The sequence below is a fragment of the Pseudomonas abietaniphila genome (assembly GCF_900100795.1).
Lineage (GTDB): Bacteria > Pseudomonadota > Gammaproteobacteria > Pseudomonadales > Pseudomonadaceae > Aquipseudomonas > Aquipseudomonas abietaniphila.
On sequence record NZ_FNCO01000017.1, the window covers coordinates 136820 to 152050 of the forward strand.

General features: G+C 60.2%; 18 protein-coding genes and 1 pseudogene. 10 read left to right on the forward strand and 9 right to left on the reverse strand.

What is annotated here, in order from left to right:
- The first annotated feature begins 72 nt into the window (after nucleotides 1–72).
- On the forward strand, nucleotides 73–1287 hold the full coding sequence (locus tag BLS87_RS26565) for an MFS transporter (protein WP_074757317.1): 1215 nt from the start codon (nucleotides 73–75) through the stop codon (nucleotides 1285–1287).
- A 48-nt stretch (nucleotides 1288–1335) separates the two neighbouring features.
- Here the strand turns inward: BLS87_RS26565 and arfB are convergent, their stop codons facing one another.
- Together arfB and BLS87_RS26575 are read right to left on the reverse strand one after the other, a co-directional pair.
- The gene (gene arfB / locus BLS87_RS26570) at nucleotides 1336–1749 is read right to left on the reverse strand and encodes an alternative ribosome rescue aminoacyl-tRNA hydrolase ArfB (protein ID WP_074757319.1); all 414 of its coding nucleotides are present in this window, start codon (nucleotides 1747–1749) and stop codon (nucleotides 1336–1338) included.
- A gap of 143 nt (nucleotides 1750–1892) precedes the next feature.
- Complete coding sequence (locus BLS87_RS26575) at nucleotides 1893–3317, reverse strand: amino acid permease (protein WP_074757321.1); 1425 nt, start codon at nucleotides 3315–3317, stop codon at nucleotides 1893–1895.
- Between the two features lie 219 nt (nucleotides 3318–3536).
- On the opposite strand from BLS87_RS26575, the gene BLS87_RS34290 reads away from it, so the two are divergent.
- The 3 genes from BLS87_RS34290 (at nucleotide 3537) to BLS87_RS26580 (ending at nucleotide 5035) form a co-directional block, all read left to right on the forward strand.
- A complete protein-coding gene (locus BLS87_RS34290; RefSeq protein ID WP_167362110.1) occupies nucleotides 3537–3728 on the forward strand; it encodes a hypothetical protein in 192 nt (63 codons plus the stop codon).
- Between the two features lie 123 nt (nucleotides 3729–3851).
- Nucleotides 3852–3989 carry a hypothetical protein gene (locus tag BLS87_RS34295; RefSeq protein ID WP_167362111.1) on the forward strand — a complete coding sequence of 46 codons (138 nt, stop codon included), beginning with the start codon at nucleotides 3852–3854 and terminating at the stop codon, nucleotides 3987–3989.
- Nucleotides 3990–4063: 74 nt separating this feature from the next.
- A complete protein-coding gene (locus BLS87_RS26580; RefSeq protein ID WP_074757382.1) occupies nucleotides 4064–5035 on the forward strand; it encodes a CgnE/CgnB domain-containing protein in 972 nt (323 codons plus the stop codon).
- 119 nt (nucleotides 5036–5154) lie between these two features.
- On the opposite strand, the gene rluB is transcribed toward BLS87_RS26580, so the two are convergent.
- The 6 genes from rluB to BLS87_RS26610 form a co-directional block, all read right to left on the reverse strand.
- The gene (gene rluB, locus BLS87_RS26585) at nucleotides 5155–6381 is read right to left on the reverse strand and encodes a 23S rRNA pseudouridine(2605) synthase RluB (RefSeq protein WP_074757323.1); all 1227 of its coding nucleotides are present in this window, start codon (nucleotides 6379–6381) and stop codon (nucleotides 5155–5157) included.
- 209 nt (nucleotides 6382–6590) lie between these two features.
- Nucleotides 6591–6779 (reverse strand): DUF1289 domain-containing protein, encoded by a 189-nt coding sequence (locus BLS87_RS26590; protein ID WP_074757325.1) that lies wholly within the window; start codon nucleotides 6777–6779, stop codon nucleotides 6591–6593.
- A 160-nt stretch (nucleotides 6780–6939) separates the two neighbouring features.
- Nucleotides 6940–7731, reverse strand: a complete 792-nt coding sequence (gene scpB / locus BLS87_RS26595) for an SMC-Scp complex subunit ScpB (protein ID WP_074757327.1) — start codon at nucleotides 7729–7731, stop codon at nucleotides 6940–6942.
- A gap of 17 nt (nucleotides 7732–7748) precedes the next feature.
- Nucleotides 7749–8447 (reverse strand): segregation and condensation protein A, encoded by a 699-nt coding sequence (locus tag BLS87_RS26600; RefSeq protein ID WP_167362112.1) that lies wholly within the window; start codon nucleotides 8445–8447, stop codon nucleotides 7749–7751.
- A 131-nt stretch (nucleotides 8448–8578) separates the two neighbouring features.
- Complete coding sequence (locus BLS87_RS26605) at nucleotides 8579–9211, reverse strand: L-threonylcarbamoyladenylate synthase (RefSeq protein ID WP_143024490.1); 633 nt, start codon at nucleotides 9209–9211, stop codon at nucleotides 8579–8581.
- A gap of 13 nt (nucleotides 9212–9224) precedes the next feature.
- Nucleotides 9225–10085, reverse strand: coding sequence for a PHP domain-containing protein (locus tag BLS87_RS26610; protein ID WP_074757331.1), 861 nt, complete (start codon nucleotides 10083–10085; stop codon nucleotides 9225–9227).
- Nucleotides 10086–10150: 65 nt separating this feature from the next.
- Here BLS87_RS26610 and BLS87_RS26615 point away from each other — a divergent pair, with 65 nt between their 5' ends.
- From BLS87_RS26615 to BLS87_RS26640, 6 genes are all read left to right on the forward strand, one after another.
- Nucleotides 10151–10759 (forward strand): septation protein A, encoded by a 609-nt coding sequence (locus BLS87_RS26615; RefSeq protein ID WP_074757333.1) that lies wholly within the window; start codon nucleotides 10151–10153, stop codon nucleotides 10757–10759.
- A gap of 1 nt (nucleotide 10760) precedes the next feature.
- The gene (locus BLS87_RS26620) at nucleotides 10761–11060 is read left to right on the forward strand and encodes a YciI family protein (RefSeq protein WP_074757335.1); all 300 of its coding nucleotides are present in this window, start codon (nucleotides 10761–10763) and stop codon (nucleotides 11058–11060) included.
- Between the two features lie 159 nt (nucleotides 11061–11219).
- Complete coding sequence (locus tag BLS87_RS26625; RefSeq protein WP_074757337.1) at nucleotides 11220–11639, forward strand: SH3 domain-containing protein; 420 nt, start codon at nucleotides 11220–11222, stop codon at nucleotides 11637–11639.
- 7 nt (nucleotides 11640–11646) lie between these two features.
- Nucleotides 11647–12324 carry a response regulator transcription factor gene (locus tag BLS87_RS26630; RefSeq protein ID WP_074757339.1) on the forward strand — a complete coding sequence of 226 codons (678 nt, stop codon included), beginning with the start codon at nucleotides 11647–11649 and terminating at the stop codon, nucleotides 12322–12324.
- Nucleotides 12325–12574: 250 nt separating this feature from the next.
- The gene (locus BLS87_RS26635; protein ID WP_074757341.1) at nucleotides 12575–13009 is read left to right on the forward strand and encodes a Spy/CpxP family protein refolding chaperone; all 435 of its coding nucleotides are present in this window, start codon (nucleotides 12575–12577) and stop codon (nucleotides 13007–13009) included.
- Between the two features lie 104 nt (nucleotides 13010–13113).
- Entirely contained in the window at nucleotides 13114–14454 is a 1341-nt protein-coding gene (locus BLS87_RS26640; protein ID WP_074757343.1) for a sensor histidine kinase, read from the forward strand.
- A gap of 83 nt (nucleotides 14455–14537) precedes the next feature.
- Here the strand turns inward: BLS87_RS26640 and BLS87_RS26645 are convergent.
- Nucleotides 14538–15099, reverse strand: a pseudogene (locus tag BLS87_RS26645) (nitroreductase family protein).
- Between the last annotated feature and the right edge of the window lie 132 nt (nucleotides 15100–15231).

Genomic DNA, 15231 nt, shown 5'->3' on the forward strand with positions numbered 1-15231 from the left:
TTCAAGCGTCTACGCTTCAATCTGTTTCTGCCCTCTCTGTACCTCCCCTGTCGTAATCGTGGATGGATGCCCATGCCAGACGCTTCAAGCGCCGCTTCACCTCGCCCTATCGCCGTCACGCTTCAGGTCGTTTCCATTGTTCTGTTCACGTTCATCGGCTACCTGAACATCGGCATTCCGCTGGCCGTACTGCCCGGATACGTCCACACCGACCTGGGGTTCGGTGCCGTGGCTGCCGGTCTCGTGATCAGCGTTCAGTACCTTGCGACGTTGCTCAGCCGGCCGTACGCCGGGCGCATCATCGACACCAAGGGGCCGAAGAAAGCCGTGATCATCGGCCTGTTCGGCTGCGGGCTAAGCGGCGTGTTCATGCTGCTGGCCGGATGGCTCGATGCCTGGCCGATGGCAAGCCTCATCAGCCTGTTCATCGGCCGCCTGGTGCTGGGTAGCGCCGAGAGCCTGGTGGGTTCGGGTTCGATCGGTTGGGGGATAGGCCGAGTAGGCGCTGCGAACACCGCCAAGGTGATCTCCTGGAACGGCATCGCCAGCTATGGCGCATTGGCCATCGGCGCGCCGCTGGGCGTCTTGCTGGTGAATGCCATGGGGCTGTGGAGCATGGGCGTGAGCATCATGCTGCTGGCGGCGCTGGGGATTTCGCTGGCGTGGAAAAAGACGCCTGCGCCCATCGTGCACGGCGAACGCATGCCGTTCCTGCATGTGCTCGGTCTTGTCCTGCCCCACGGTACGGGGCTGGCTCTGGGGTCTATCGGTTTCGGCACCATCGCGACCTTCATCACGCTGTATTACGCGAGCCACACGTGGCCGAATGCGGTGCTGTGCCTGAGCCTGTTCGGCGCCTGCTTCATCGGCGCGCGACTGCTGTTCGGCAACATGATCAACCGCATTGGCGGCTTCCGCGTGGCGATTGCCTGCCTGTCGGTCGAGGCGCTGGGCTTGCTGCTGTTGTGGCTGGCGCCCAATCCAAACCTGGCGCTGGCGGGCGCCGCGCTGACCGGTTTCGGGTTCTCGCTGGTGTTCCCGGCGCTGGGTGTGGAAGCCGTGAATCTGGTGCCCGCTGCCAGTCGAGGGGCCGCGGTGGGCGCGTACTCACTGTTCATCGACTTGTCGCTCGGGATTACCGGTCCGGTGGCGGGCGCCGTGGCCGCAGGCTTTGGCTTCTCATCGATCTTTCTGTTTGCAGCACTGGCCTCGCTCGGCGGGCTGGGGCTGAGCATTTACCTGTACAAACAGGGGAAGGTGATGCGGGACAAAGCAGCGCCGGTCTGACGAAGACAGGGCTGCCACGCCTTCGGCAGTGAGAGCCCTGTCGCAACGTCAAAAATCCACTTTCCCCCGCCCCGCCTTGATCGACCCGCGTTTGGATTTCGATTCCAGCCTGCGGGTTTTCGACCCCAATGTCGGTTTGGTTGGCCGACGCTTTTTCTCGACCTTCGCCGCGCTGACAATCAATTCGCTCAGCCGCTCCAGCGCGTCCGCGCGGTTCTGTTCCTGGGTACGGTATTGCTGAGCCTTGATGATGATCACGCCGTCACTGGTGATTCGACTGTCGCGCAGTGCCAGCAGCCGTTCCTTGTAGAACGGGGGCAAGGACGACGCGTTGATGTCGAACCGCAGGTGCACCGCACTGGACACCTTATTGACGTTCTGACCGCCCGCGCCTTGCGCGCGAATGGCCGTCAGCTCGACTTCGTTGTCCGGCAGGTGCACGTTGTTGGAGATGATCAGCATGGGACATCGCAGCTCGTGAAGGGAGTGAAAACCTTGTAGAAGCGCGCTCGCCCGCGATTGCAGGGTATCAGCCACCGAAGAGGTGATGGACAGATGGCAATCGCGGGCAAGCGCGCTCCTACATACAGCCGCCGTTCCAGCGCTTACTTAATGATCGACGTGCGCTGCGCCATCGACTCGCCGTCGGCATAGCGCTTGTTCTTGATCACGTAGAACACCCACATGACCACCAGCCACACCGGAATCGCATAGACCGACACCTGAATACCCGGAATCATCAGCATGATGCCCAGGATCAGCACAACAAACGCCAGGCACAGGTAGTTGCCAAACGGATACCAAAGCGCCTTGAACAGCGGTTGCCTGTCCTTGCGAGTCATGTGCTGGCGGAATTTCAGGTGCGAGTAGCTGATCATCGCCCAGTTGATCACCAGCGTCGCAACCACCAGTGACATCAACAGTTCCAGCGCATTCTGCGGGATCAGGTAGTTGAGCAACACCGCAATCAACGTCACCGCCGCCGACACCAGAATCGCCCGCACCGGCACGCCTCGACCATCGACCCGCGCCAGCGATTGCGGCGCATCGCCCTGCTCGGCCATGCCGAACAGCATCCGCGCGTTGCAATAGGTGCCGCTGTTGTACACCGACAACGCGGCCGTCAGCACCACAAAGTTGAGAATGTGCGCCGCTGTCGTGCTGCCCAGCATCGAGAACACATGCACGAACGGGCTGCCACTGTAGGCATCGCCCGATGCGTTGAGATCAACCAGCAAGGCATCCCATGGCGTCAACGACAGCAGGACCACGAGCGATCCGATGTAGAAAATCAGGATGCGGTAGATCACCTGATTGATCGCTTTGGGGATGATAGTTCTCGGCTGATCGGCTTCGGCTGCAGTGAAGCCCAGCATTTCCAGACCGCCGAACGAGAACATGATGAACGCCAGGGCCATCACCAGACCGCTGACCCCATTGGGGAAGAAGCCGCCGTGGTCCCACAGGTTACTGACGGAGGCCTGCGGGCCACCGCTGCCACTGACGAGCATGTAACTGCCCAGCGCGATCATGCCCAGGATGGCCACAACCTTGATGATTGCGAACCAGAATTCCGCCTCGCCGAAGACTTTGACGTTGGCCAGGTTGATGACGTTGATCATCACGAAGAACACGGCGGCAGATGCCCAGGCCGGGATCTCCGGCCACCAGTACTGCACGTATTTGCCGACGGCGGTCAACTCCGACATGCCCACCAGGATGTACAGTACCCAGCAATTCCAGCCGGACAGGAAACCGGCGAAACCGCCCCAATACTTGTGTGCGAAATGGCTGAACGACCCGGCGACCGGCTCTTCGACGATCATTTCGCCCAGCTGGCGCATGATCATGAAGGCGATGAAGCCGCACAGGGCATAGCCGAGAATCATCGACGGCCCCGCCGATTTGAGAACGCCCGCCGACCCCAGGAACAATCCTGTGCCGATGGCGCCTCCGAGGGCGATCAGCTGGATGTGACGGTTTTTAAGACCACGCTTCAAGTCACCCGAATGGGACATGTGTTCACTCATTGAATAGTCACCTTCTTGTTCTTGTCTGTGACGGAATCGAACCCGACGCGCTCATGACGCGGCGGAATGAAACGGAGTGGGTAAACCCCGAATTTTTGTGGCGTCCATACGCCGATGATTCACAGAAAAAACGCGGCGCATTGTACACCGGCAACGTTGTCGTTCGCCGAGAAAACCTGTGCGCTCGGTCAGAGACCTGCCCCGGAAAACAGGAGGCTTTTGGCTAAACGTCAGACTATTTCGCGTTCGAATGGCACGGAAAATTTTTCAAAACCGACACAATTCCGTCGTAAAAAAAATTCAGAAGAAACGCTTCAGCTCTGGCGTTGTTTTTCCAGCAAGTTTTTGTTTTTCAGGCAGATTGCCAGTATTTTGCATCTGAAATTTCTTTTGCAACAGTCGGACTATTGAACTAGTTTTTTCATCGCTGCTGGCCAAGAAGGTCAGTGTGCTTCCATGACGAGGCAGCCTCGGGCGCCAGCCAGTGGTCCTCGTCGCATTCGGCAAGTACGTCATTCCCCAGGAGATTCACCTATGCAATCAGTGGAACATACTCTGGAAGAAGAACTGCAACTGGACGACTGGTTTGAAGCACCGACTCATGACGCTGCCGTGGAGATGATGCAAGCCGACGCCGTGGTGGCGTTTGGCACCGCGATGTGGCCGTTCTAAGGCAGACAAAGGGCGAACGCGTCTGACGCGTTCGCTTTTTTTGTTTTCAGCATTTGCAACGGAGCGCCCCCATGATGGAACAGAGCAGCGCAATCGAGCACTTTCTTTATTACCTGCGACACCATCCGGCTATCGACGGCATGTCCTCACCCAACGTGTTGCTGGCCCACACCGGAGATTACACGGCAATCGTCGGCAACATCGTCGAAAGCGCCACCGCCCATAATGCCTTGCGCTTCAGCACGATGGCGCTTGATGCATCCCCCATTGATGAGTTGGCCCAAGCCATTACCCACGCCGACCTCTACGTGCTGTTCTACGATGCCTCAACCCTGCCCCATCCAAGCGCCGAAGGCCCGGCCTTCATTCGCTCGTTGCAGACGGTGATGTCGGATCAATGGAAGAAATCCCTGCTGTTCAAGGATTACGGCCGCTATTTCTACGACACCTTCAGCGTTAAACCCGAACGCATCGCCCACCTGAACGCAGCCCTGATCGACCATATGAATCAAGGCGAGACGCTGAGCTTCAGCGATGAACGTGGCTCTTACTTCGAAGCGCCGCTGCGTGAGTTGAAGAAATGGACCAACATCAATGGGGTCGGCAATTACGACCTGGCGCCAGGTGAGATCGCGACCCACAGCGACTCGATCAATGGCCACGTTAAATTCGTCGGCACCTTTCTCAGCACGATCCCCTTCGCCCGCAAATACGGGGTGATCGAATCACCGCTGGAACTGCGGATCGAAAACTCCACCATCACCCGCGTCGCAACCGACGTACCGGGGCTGGAAAACGACTTCAACAAATACCTGGATGCCAACCCGTCTAACCGGCGGGTGGAGGAGTTGGGCATCGGCACCAACGAGGGCGTGACCCGGCTGTATGCACGCAACGCCGGCTTCGAAGAACGCCATTGCGGCCTCCATCTGGGACTCGGCGGCGGCGCGAAGGGCAGCCATCACCTGGACCTGATTTTCAACAGCGGAACGCTGGCTGTGGATAAACGCGTGGTGTTTGACGGGGCGTTTCATCTGAACGTTTAGGCGTCGACTTCTCCAGTGGCCGCGCGCAAGCATCGCGATGCAAGCTCACTCTCACTGACCTTTGCAACAGAAACAAAAACGCCAGTCTCTCGACTGGCGTTTTTTATTTCACACCGCAATCACTCAGGCTTGCGACGACCGAAGCCCGGACGCTGACCGGAACCGGCTGGCGGGCCACGGCGCTTGCCGGACGGGCTTTTGTCATCGACCAGCTTGATGCCGGGACGCGAGGTCTTCGGTTTGGCCGGGCGCTTGTTCATGTCGCTAGGACGTTCGGCCACGGGTGTGCCGCGGCTGCTGTCGCCACGGTTTTCACCACGGCTGTCGCTACGACCGCCAACTGCCGGACGTGGCGTACGGGCTGGACGCCCCCCTTCGGCCGGCTTGCGCGCAGGGCGCTCGCCGTCGGCCATGCGCGGCTCGCGAGGTGCACGCTCGGCAGGCACGGCATCCTTGGCCGGACGCAACTGACGCACGCGTTCGCCTTTGCCCAATGGACGCGAAGACTGACGCTGAAGACGTTCCAGCTTGTCCTTGGTCTTGGCGTTCATCTGTGGCATGGCAACCGGCGTCAGACCGACTTCAGCGCTGAGGATGTCGACTTCCTGCTGACTCATTTCGCGCCAGCGGCCCATCGGCAGGTCGGAATTGAGGAACACCGGACCGAAACGCACGCGCTTCAGACGGCTGACCACCAGACCTTGGGATTCCCACAAGCGACGCACTTCGCGGTTACGGCCTTCCATCACCACGCAGTGGTACCAATGGTTGAAACCTTCACCGCCCGGCGCTTGCTGGATGTCGGTGAAACGCGCTGGACCGTCTTCCAGGATCACACCGTTCTTCAGGCGCAGCAGCATGTCGTCGTCGACTTCGCCACGCACACGCACGGCGTACTCGCGGTCCATCTCGAACGAGGGGTGCATCAGGCGGTTGGCCAGCTCACCGTCGGTGGTGAACATCAGCAAACCGGTGGTGTTGATGTCCAGACGACCGATGTTGATCCAGCGGCCTTCTTTCGGGCGCGGCAGACGATCAAACACGGTCGGACGGCCTTCAGGGTCGTCACGGGTGCAGATTTCGCCGTCTGGCTTGTTGTACATGATGACGCGGCGAACGGTTTCGGCCGCTTCTTCGCGACGGATAACGCGACCGTCAACGGTGATGGCGTCATGCAGATCGACGCGCTGACCCAGGCTTGCCTGAACGCCGTTGACCTTGATGCGGCCTTCGCCGATCCAGGCCTCGACGTCACGGCGCGAGCCGACGCCAATGCGTGCGAGGACCTTTTGCAGTTTTTCGCCTGCTGGGCCGATCTCTTTGTCCTGCTTGTCTTGTTCACTCATCTGGGCACCTCCCGGTGTGTCGAATCAGGGCGTGCGCGAGTGGGCACGGCCTGTTGCCCTGTTCTCCGGCAAGAGTGACTCTCTGGGCCGGAAGGGCTGAAAACTGAAACCTGTGGCGAGTGTGGATCGCCAAAAGGTCGCGAATCATACGCTCATGGAACGCGTTGCGCATCAGAGACTAGACGAAAACGCCGATAACGATGGCGGGCTCACTTCTTTTTCCGCCGACCGGACGCCTTGAGCTTGACCAACCTCATGGCCGACTCGGCCAGGACCGAACGTTTCTCGTCCTTGTCCATCTTCTTCCACGACTTGATCTCGCGCTTGCTGCGCCCGCAACCAAGGCAGATGTCGTCGTCGAATTTGCAGACGCTGATGCAGGGGTCTTTGGTGCTCATGGTTTCTTTAGCCACCGCGATAACACTGTGGGAGCGAATTCATTCGCGAAAAAAAGTCCAGGCAAAAAGGGATATGTCGGTCATATGGGCCTCTCGCGAATGAATTCGCTCCCACAGGATCTCGCCTCATCGCAATATTGTGGCGACCGTCACTCATTGCCTACCGCGGATCTTCGTCGTCCGCCGGCTCATCTTCCAATTCAGACTCTTTATCGTCCTGATCGAGCAATAAATCGTCGAAATCAGTTTTCAGGCCCTGCTCCATGGTGTCGAGCTCAGCCAGCAGGCTGCGGAAACTGGTTTCATCGCGCGGCGGTTCCGGCTCGGCGTCGGGGTCTGCTTCCAGGCTGGCGTCGGCCAGCGCTTGCAAATGCGCGGGCACCGGGGCGTCGTCGAAGTCCAGGATCGGTTCGGCTTCCATCTCGCGAAGGTCGGCCAGCGGCGGCAACTCATCGAGGTTTTTCAGGTTGAAGTGATCGAGAAACGCCTTGGTGGTGGCGAACATCGCCGGCTTGCCCGGCACATCGCGGTAACCGACGATCCTGATCCATTCACGCTCAAGCAAGGTCTTGACGATGTTGCTGTTGACCGCCACACCCCGAACATCTTCGATTTCGCCCCGGGTAATCGGCTGCCGGTAGGCGATCAACGCCATGGTCTCGAGCAGCGCGCGGGAATAGCGCTGCGGGCGCTCTTCCCACAAGCGACCGACCCACGGCGCGAACTTTTCGCGAATCTGCAGGCGATACCCCGTCGCCACTTCCTTCAATTCAAACGCACGGTTGTCGCAGGATTTGCTCAGCAACGTCAGGGCTTTCTTGAAGACGGCGGGTTCGGGACGCTCGCCCTCCTCGAACAGCTCGTACAGCCGCTCGAGCGATTGGGGTTTACCCGAGGCCAGCAGGAAGGCTTCGAGCAGCGGCGCGAGTTCGCGGGGTTCGGTCAGGTTCATCGATCAGCTCTTGCTCTTTATTCGGCTCGCGCACGCACATGAATGACAGCGAAAGGTTCGTTCTGGACCAGCTCGACCAGTTGCTCCTTGACCAGCTCAAGGACGGCCATGAAGGTGACGACTACGCCCAGACGCCCTTCCTCTGCCGTGAACAGCTCGGCAAAGGGCACAAACCCGGCACCTTTCAGGCGCTCCAGAACATCGCTCATCCGCTCGCGGGTCGAGAGCGCCTCCCGGCTGACCTGATGGCTTTCGAACATGTCACCACGGCGCAGCACCTCGGCCATGGAGATCAACAATTCTTCCAGCGCGACGTCGGGTAACAACTTGCGCGCCCGCGCTTCCGGTGCGTCGAGCTTCGGCACCACGACATCGCGCCCGACGCGGGACAACCCGTCGATGCCTTCGGCTGCGGCCTTGAAGCGCTCGTATTCCTGCAAGCGACGAATCAGTTCGGCGCGCGGATCGTCTTCTTCCGCTTCGACCGACTCCGAGCGCGGCAGCAGCATGCGCGACTTGATCTCGGCGAGCATCGCGGCCATGACCAGGTATTCGGCGGCCAGCTCCAGGCGCACGGTCTTCATCAGCTCGACGTAGCCCATGTACTGGCGAGTGATTTCCGCCACCGGGATGTCCAGGATGTTGATGTTCTGTTTGCGAATCAGATACAGCAGAAGGTCGAGGGGGCCTTCAAACGCTTCGAGAAAGACTTCCAGCGCATCCGGCGGAATGTACAGGTCAAGCGGCATCTGCGTGACGGCCTGACCGTAGACCATCGCAAAGGGCAGTTCCTGCTGCGCATCGGCTTGCGGGTCGAGCACTGCAACGCCAGGCGTTTGGAGGTCGGTCACTCGACTTCGACCCCGAACGGCGTCGGATCGCCACAGCCCACACGGACCACTTGCGGGTCGCCTTCGGACAGATTGATCACGGTGGATGCGGATATCCCGCCCTCGCCGCCGTCAATGATCAGATCGACCTGATGCTCGAGCACATCACGCATTTCGTGGGGATCGCTCATCGGAAGGGTTTCGCCCGGCATGATCAGGCTGACGCTCATCAGCGGTTCGCCGAGCTCGCGCAACAGCGCCTGAGCGATCGGATGCTCCGGCACCCGCAAGCCGATGGTACGGCGCTTGGGATGCAGCACCAGTCGCGGCACATCGCGGGTCGCCCCGAGAATGAACGTGTACGGGCCAGGGGTGTGCGCCTTGAGCAACCGGAACGCGGCGGTGTCGACTTTGGCAAACGTGCCCAGTTGCGACAGGTCGCAGCACATCAGGGTGAAGTTGTGCTTGTCATCGAGCTGACGCAGGCGGCGAATGCGGTCGACCGCCGTCTTGTCCTCCATTCGACAACCCAGGGCATAGGACGAATCGGTCGGATAAACCACCAGACCGCCGGCCCTGATAATCTCGACCGCCTGCTTGATCAGACGCGACTGCGGGTTCTCCGGGTGGACCTGGAAAAATTGACTCACGGTATCTTCCTGTTCAGACGGCAGTAGGCTGGTCATGTTTGAATCGCCCCCAAAGTGGCGGCAGATCCTCAGGCAAAGGGCGATAAACACCAATTTCGGACCAGGCGCCAGGCGCATGGAAATCACTGCCGGCGCTGACCAGCAGACCGAACTCACGGGCCAGAATGGCGAGGCTGCCGACCTGATCGGCAGGCTGCAGCCCGTTGACCACTTCTATTGCATGGCCACCCGCCTCAATGAAGTCGGCGACCAGCCTGCGACGCTTGCTGCGAGTGAAATCGTAATGCGATGGATGCGCCAGACTGACCCAGGCACCCGCGGCCCGCAGCGTCGCGACGGTGTCTTCCAGCGTTGGCCAGTGCTGCTTGACGTCGCCCAGCTTGCCCGCACCGAGCCATTTTCGAAATGCTTCGGCGCGGTCTTTCACGAAACCTTCATTGATCAGGAAGTCCGCGAAGTGCGGCCGGGCCGGTGCATTACCGCTGTCGCCGAGTGCTTGCTGGACCGCGCGAGCACCTTCCAGCGCGCCGGGCATACCTTTCATCGCCAATTTGCGACTGATTTCTTCAGCGCGCAACCAGCGTCCGGTGTGCAATTGCTCAATGGCGTCGAGCAAAGGCCGGGCATCGACATTAAAGCCATAGCCCAGAATATGAATGGTGGCACCGCCCCACGTGCAGGACAGCTCGATGCCGTTGATCAGTTGCATGTCCAGCGCAACCGCCGCCGCGCGGGCTTCTTCAAGGCCCTCAATGGTGTCGTGGTCGGTCAGCGCCAGCACCCGAACGCCGTTCTCGTAGGCACGCGCGACAAGTGCCGCGGGCGCAAGCGCACCATCGGAAGCGGTACTGTGGCAGTGCAGATCGACATTCATAGGGGCGCTTTCGCAGTCATTGATGTTTGTTATTATGCCGTCACATCCAGCTTCTGGCTCTTACTGTGAAACAATTCATCGACTTCATCCCGCTTATCCTGTTTTTCATCGTCTACAAAATCAGTCCTCAGGCCGTCGACATCCTCGGTCACACCTTCATGGTAGGCGGGATTTTCAGCGCCACCGCGATGTTGATCGCCAGCTCCATCGTGGTCTACGGCATCCTGTTCATCCGTCAGGGCAAACTGGAAAAAAGCCAGTGGCTGACGCTGATCGCTTGTCTGGTATTCGGCAGCCTGACGCTGGCGTTCCACAGCGAAACCTTCCTTAAATGGAAAGCTCCGGTGGTCAACTGGCTGTTCGCGCTGATCTTCGCCGGCAGCCATTTCATCGGCGACCGCCTGCTGATCCAGCGCATCATGGGTCACGCACTCACGCTGCCTCAGGCGATCTGGGTCAAGTTGAACATCGCCTGGATCGTGTTCTTCCTGTTCTGCGGCGCTGCCAACCTGTACGTGGCGTTCACGTATCAAGACTTCTGGGTTGACTTCAAAGTCTTCGGCAGCCTGGGCATGACCCTGATTTTCCTGATCGGCCAAGGCATCTTCCTGGCCCGTCATATCCACGATGCCGACGCATCGACCCAGCCTTCAACAAAAAAGACCGAGGACTGAAATGCTCTACGCAATCGTAGCAACGGACGTCGCCAACTCGCTGGAAAAACGCCTTGAAGCGCGGCCTGCGCACCTTGAGCGCCTGAACGCAATGAAAGCCGAAGGCCGCATCGTACTTGCCGGCCCCAATCCGGCCGTCGACAGCAATGACCCGGGCACAGCGGGATTCACCGGCAGCCTGATCGTTGCCGAGTTCGAATTCCTGGCCGCGGCGCAGGCCTGGGCCGACGCTGATCCGTACGTCAAGGCGGGTGTCTACGACCACGTCGTGGTCAAGCCTTTCAAGCAAGTCCTGCCATAACGGCTGACGCCTGACAGGCCGCCCGACCTCGCCATGAGGTCGGGTTCGCAACACGTCCCTTCTGACTGCTCATTATTCGCATTCTGCTGCCGATACCCTGCCAAATGCCCAATAAAGCCGGCGCGCTTTCAGGTGCCGCAAGAAAAGTCAGGAGTTCAGATGCGTCCACGTCCGTGGTGTCTGCTAGCGGCCGCGCTGGCCGTTTCGGCAATGAGTTTCGATGTCCAGGCCGAAGAAACAACCGATACCGTCAGCCACGCGTTGCCGTTGCCCAGCACCGCCAGCCAGCTGACCGACCTTCGCCAGCGTCTGGCCGACAGCGAGAAGCAGCGCGAAGAGTTGACCCGGCAATTGCAAAATGCCGACACTGAACGCGAAAGTATTCAGCTCGGACGCCTGCGTCAGGAGAACCAAAGGCTTAAACTGCAGCTCAAAGAAGCACAGTCGGTCATGCCTGCGCGCGTACTGACCGAGCAACAACAATGGTTCGTCACGGGGGGCGGCGTTGCAATGGTGGCCCTGCTGTGCGGTATCTTTGCCAGCGGCTGGCGTAGACAGCGTCGGCAATGGCTAAATTGAGTGAGTCATGAGCGAGCTGTTACTTATTGATGATGACCAGGAGCTGTGTGAGCTCCTGAGCAGTTGGTTGAGCCAGGAAGGCTTTCAGGTCCGGGCGTGTCACGATGGCCAGAGTGCCCGCAAGGCGCTCGCCGAAAGTGCTCCCGCGGCCGTGGTGCTGGACGTGATGCTGCCCGACGGCAGCGGTCTGGAACTGCTCAAGCAATTACGCACCGATCACCCTGACCTTCCCGTGCTGATGCTGTCGGCACGCGGCGAGCCGCTGGACCGCATTCTGGGTCTGGAACTGGGCGCTGACGATTACCTCGCCAAACCCTGCGACCCTCGCGAGCTGACGGCACGCCTGAGGGCGGTCCTGCGTCGCAGTCATCCGGCCGCCGTGTCCAGCCAGATCGAACTGGGCGACCTGTGCTTCAGTCCGGCCCGAGGCGTGGTGACCATCGATGAACAGGAGTTCACCCTGACCGTCTCCGAAGCCCGTCTGCTCGAAGCACTCCTCGGTCAACCCGGTGAACCGCTGGAGAAACAGGAGCTGGCGCAACTGGCACTGGGTCGCAAGCTCACGCTTTACGACCGCAGCCTGGACATGCACGTCAGCAACCTGCGCAAGAAGATCGGCCCGCACGCTGACGGACGCCCGCGCATCGTGGCATTGCGCAGCCGGGGCTATTACTACGCCGTTTAAGTCAAATAGGAGATGAATGTAGGCGCTTGCTTGCCCGCGATAGATGTCTGGTCAGAGACATCGTGATACCTGACAGATCGCGATCGCGGGCAAGCAAGCGCCTACAGGTAACTGGCCCCACATCGATCTGTCAGCCGCATCACGAAACCTCTTTACCCAAGCTTTACCCACGCCTGACCTCGCTTGACCTTGATCTCCCTAAACTGGCCACAACCGGCACAGAGCCGGATTCGAGACAAGGAGATACACCATGCGTAAGACTCTGATGGCTTTGATGTTCGCTGCTGCTCTGCCAACCGTTGCGATGGCAATGCCTCCGGAAGGCGGCCCGATGGGCGGCCCAGGTTTTGACGGCCCCGGCATGCATCACCGCAAAGGCCCGTTCGACAAACTGAACCTGACCCCGGAACAACGTCAGCAAGTGGGTAAGCTGATGGGCAATCAATGGCACGGCCGCTCCGAAATCACCCAGAAGTACCTGGCCAAGCTGTCGCCAGCCGATCAGAAGGCAATGCAGGACGAACTGGCAGCCAAACACGCCAAAACCCAGGCCGACATCCGCGCCGTGCTGACACCTGACCAGCAGAAGACCTTCGATCAGATTCAGAAGGACCAGGCGCAACGTCGCGCAGACCGTGCCGAGTTTGAAGCCTGGAAAGCGCAAAAAGCGCAGAAGGCTCAGTAATCTTCCGGTAACACGCTGCTGGCGCGGCCGTACACTTGCAACCCGACACGCTCTCCCCGGCGTGTCGGGCTTTTCCAGTTCAGGGGTTTGACCGAGGGATTCACGTGCGTTCATTGTTCTGGCGAATCCTGGCGAGCTTCTGGCTCGCGATCGCGTTGGTGGCGGGTCTGTCGATCCTGCTGGGGCACATGCTCAATCAGGATGCCTGGATCCTCAGTCGCCACCCCGGCCTGCACAAACTGCCGGAAAAGTGGACGACGCTTTACGAGGAACAGGGTGAAGGTCCGGCGCAGGCGTTTCTGCAGAATCTCAAGCGCAAGTATCACATCGACGTTCAGGTGCTGAACGACAGCGGCGAGGCAGTGATTCCCGGCACCTTTCCGCCTCGCGCAGCCGCGTTCGAAGCGCGCCAGCAAAAAGACGATGAACGCCCCCTGCCCTGGCGTCGCCTGACCGCGGAATACACCAGCCCCAAAACCAGCGAAACCTATTTGCTGATTTACCGCATTCCGCACCCGGAACTGGATGCCTGGCACCGCGAAAGCCTGCTCTGGCCACTCAGTGCGTTGGGGATCGCGCTGGTCGTGCTGACGCTTTTCAGCCTGTTCGTCACCCTGTCGATCACCCGCCCGCTGAGCCGTCTGCGGGGCGCCGTTCACGATCTGGGGCAAACCACTTATCAACAGAACAGTCTGGCCCAGCTCGCTAACCGTCGCGATGAGTTCGGCGTGCTGGCCAATGACTTCAACCGCATGGGCGCTCGCCTGCAAAGCCTGATCGGCAGTCAGCGTCAGTTACTGCGGGACGTGTCCCACGAACTGCGTTCGCCCTTGGCGAGGCTGCGGATTGCCTTGGCGCTGGCTGAGCGCGGTGGACCTGCCGAGCGGGAAAAACTCTGGCCGCGCCTGACGCGCGAATGTGATCGGCTGGAAGAGCTGATCAGCGAGATTCTCGCCCTGGCTCGCCTGGACGCTGACATGGGCGATGCGACACCCGTTGACCTGCCTGGGCTGCTGTATCACTTGAAGGCTGAAACCGAATTGAGCAGTAATGACCAGACCGTCAGTGTCGACGCTCAGTCAGGCATTCAGTTGCAGGGCTGGCCGAACGTACTCGAACGCGCCCTGGACAACCTGCTGCGCAACGCCGTGCGGTTCAATCCGTCAGGAAAACCCATCGAACTGAGCGCGCGCAATGAGGATGCCATGCTGTTCATCAGCGTACGCGACCAGGGTCCCGGGGTGAGCGAAGAGCATCTGGCGCAGCTGGGTGAACCCTTCTACCGCGCGCCAAACCAGACCGCGCCGGGCTACGGTCTGGGTCTGGCCATCGCCAAGCGCGCGGCGGAAAAACACGGCGGCAGTCTGGTTCTGGAGAATCATCCACAGGGCGGGTTCATTGCCAGTATCGTCGTGCCGCGCGACACGGGCACGGCCGTTGGCTGAGGCTTAAAAGCAGGTGTACGGCCGGACATGGCTTCTTGGGTGAGCCCGGTGCAAACCGGCGCCCACAAGGTCCGCGCTGCCTGTTAACCCTGCCAGGCGCTGACAAACTCCGCGACGTCGAGCTTCGGCGCTTCACGTGGCGGATTCAGTGGGGTGCCGAGGTACAGGAACGCTACGACCTCCTCATCTGCTGCCAGACCCAACCCTTTGGCGACCTGTGGGGCGTAAGACAGATCACCGGTGCGCCAGACCGCCCCCCACGCCCAATGCGTAGGCCGCCAGCAGCACGCCGTGAGCGGCGCAGCCTGCGGTGATGGCCTGTTCCTTCTTCGGCACTTTAAAGTGGTCCTGCAATCGGGCGACCACCACGACCACGAGCGGGGCACGCAGCGGACCCGAGCGGGCTTTCTCCAAGGCCTTCTCGTCGTCACCTTTGCCGCTCTCGATCAGCGCCTCCGCCAACAGATCGCCCATGCGGTTGCGTGCATCGCCTTCCACGGTGAGGAAGCGGTAAGGCCGCAGTTGCCCATGATCGGGGGCACGCAAGGCGGCGCTGAACAGGATTTCGCGCTGGGCAGCATCCGGGGCTGGCTCGACCAGCCGGGGAACGGACACGCGATTGAGTAATACGTCGAGCGCTTCCATTGAATCGTCTCCTTAAATGATGGGGCATTGTAGTGCCGCCAATGCGTTCTTGAACTTCAATAACGAATGACAGAAGCATTTACTTACATGACACCCGAAGCCGGACTCGGTTTACTTGCCTTGACCCACGGG

Bases quoted from the DNA above. Each gene is read 5' to 3' on its own strand.
- BLS87_RS26565 (WP_074757317.1), top strand. From the start codon at position 73: ATGCCAGACGCTTCAAGCGCCGCTTCACCTCGCCCTATCGCCGTCACG.
- arfB (WP_074757319.1), bottom strand. From the start codon at position 1,749: ATGCTGATCATCTCCAACAACGTGCACCTGCCGGACAACGAAGTCGAG.
- BLS87_RS26575 (WP_074757321.1), bottom strand. From the start codon at position 3,317: ATGAGTGAACACATGTCCCATTCGGGTGACTTGAAGCGTGGTCTTAAA.
- BLS87_RS34295 (WP_167362111.1), top strand. From the start codon at position 3,852: ATGCAATCAGTGGAACATACTCTGGAAGAAGAACTGCAACTGGACGAC.
- BLS87_RS26580 (WP_074757382.1), top strand. From the start codon at position 4,064: ATGGAACAGAGCAGCGCAATCGAGCACTTTCTTTATTACCTGCGACAC.
- rluB (WP_074757323.1), bottom strand. From the start codon at position 6,381: ATGAGTGAACAAGACAAGCAGGACAAAGAGATCGGCCCAGCAGGCGAA.
- BLS87_RS26590 (WP_074757325.1), bottom strand. From the start codon at position 6,779: ATGAGCACCAAAGACCCCTGCATCAGCGTCTGCAAATTCGACGACGAC.
- scpB (WP_074757327.1), bottom strand. From the start codon at position 7,731: ATGAACCTGACCGAACCCCGCGAACTCGCGCCGCTGCTCGAAGCCTTC.
- BLS87_RS26610 (WP_074757331.1), bottom strand. From the start codon at position 10,085: ATGAATGTCGATCTGCACTGCCACAGTACCGCTTCCGATGGTGCGCTT.
- BLS87_RS26620 (WP_074757335.1), top strand. From the start codon at position 10,761: ATGCTCTACGCAATCGTAGCAACGGACGTCGCCAACTCGCTGGAAAAA.
- BLS87_RS26625 (WP_074757337.1), top strand. From the start codon at position 11,220: ATGCGTCCACGTCCGTGGTGTCTGCTAGCGGCCGCGCTGGCCGTTTCG.
- BLS87_RS26630 (WP_074757339.1), top strand. From the start codon at position 11,647: ATGAGCGAGCTGTTACTTATTGATGATGACCAGGAGCTGTGTGAGCTC.
- BLS87_RS26635 (WP_074757341.1), top strand. From the start codon at position 12,575: ATGCGTAAGACTCTGATGGCTTTGATGTTCGCTGCTGCTCTGCCAACC.